The 1,626-nt window shown below is 54.8% G+C and carries 1 protein-coding gene; it reads right to left on the reverse strand.

Going from position 1 to position 1,626, the window contains the following annotated elements:
* A partial coding sequence (locus tag J5224_RS27090) for a pyridoxal-phosphate dependent enzyme (protein WP_264628245.1) occupies positions 1 to 1,159 on the reverse strand: 1,159 nt, incomplete at its 3' end.
* Positions 1,160 to 1,626 lie beyond the last annotated feature (467 nt).

Below are 1,626 nucleotides of genomic sequence, written 5' to 3' on the forward strand. Positions count from 1 at the left end.
TGTTGAGCAGATCCCACTCGTCGAGAATGCCGACCAGATGATCGTTCTCCAGCACGGGCAACTGTGAAATGTCGTACAGACGCATACGCGCGTGAGCCACTGCCAGCGTATCGTCGGGCGTGACAGCGACGGTTGCGCGATCGTCGTGGCGATAGGTAATGAGATCGCGCAGATCGCCAAGGTGTGGGCGTTGGATCAGCCCTTGCTCCAGCAGCCAATAGTCGTTAAACATTTTCGACAGGTATTTGTTGCCGCTGTCGCACACCAGCGTTGCCACGCGTTTCGGCTCAGACTGTGCCTGACAGTAGCGCAATGCGGCAGACAGCAAGGTGCCGCTGGAGGAGCCAGCCAGAACACCTTCCAAACGCAGCAGATCGCGGGCGCTGGCAAAGGCGTCTGCATCGCTGATGGCGTAGGCGTGTCTGACCTGCCGAAAATCCGCCAGTGGCGGCACGAAGTCTTCACCGATACCTTCCACGCGCCAGCTTCCTGCTTCGCCGTAATCACCGCGCTGCACATAGTCTGTCAGGATCGAACCTTGTGGATCGGCCAGCACAAATTCGGTATCGGGAGAAACGTCTGCAAAATAGCGTGCCAGCCCGCCCAGGGTGCCGCCGGACCCAACGCCGACCACCACGGCATCGACCTGCTCATCCATTTGTCGCCACAGTTCCGGTCCGGTACTGCGATAGTGAGCTAACGGGTTGGCCGGATTGTTGAATTGATCGATGTAGTACGCATCAGGCTGGCTGTGCGCCAGACGCTGTGCATAGTCCTGATAGTAGTCGGGATGTCCCTTGGCGACATCGGAACGGGTTAACAGCACTTCGGCCCCGAGTGCACGCAGGTGGAAAATCTTCTCGCGGCTCATTTTGTCCGGCACCACCAGCACCAGACGATACCCTTTTTGCGCGGCGACCAGTGCCAGCCCCAGACCAGTATTGCCCGCGGTGGCCTCAATGATGGTCGCACCCGGTTTCAACCTGCCTTGCTGTTCTGCCTCTTCGATCATTGCCAGCGCCACGCGATCCTTGATGGATCCACCTGGATTTTGATTTTCCAGCTTGACGAACAGGCGGCACGGGCCGGTATCAAATTGGGTCAGTTCCAGCAGCGGCGTATTGCCAATAAGCGAGAGTACGGACGTTGGCGCAGCCATCGTTTATCTCCTCAATCCTGAAAGCTGCATCTTACTTTCTGCGTTAAAGGGGAATTAAATAAATAAAAATCCCATGAATATGCACTTTCCTGATATAAAACTCTGTTTTGGCCGTAAGGATGTGTGAAAGGATAGCGGTGTAGACGGATATACCGTTGTTTTTCTGCGGGTGTTATCCCAAAGCTAAAGCGCTGCTTAACTTTGCCACTCTTTGTATTTTACCCGTCGCTACAATTCAGGATTAATAGCATCAGATGTCGAAAAATATCTCAGACTGATGACAATGTCCGTTGTTAGGTGAAGTGCGGCGATGGGGTCGTAGCGGCGTAAGCCGCCGGAGTGCCCCTCGTCGCGATTCGCCGAGAAACACGGACGTGGTTAACAGCACAATCTAACAGCCCCTTTGTGGGGCTGTTTGCTTAACGATATGACAACGTTAGCGTTTATAACGCGATAGTCACCTTGCC

The organism is Candidatus Symbiopectobacterium sp. NZEC135, assembly GCF_025962695.1.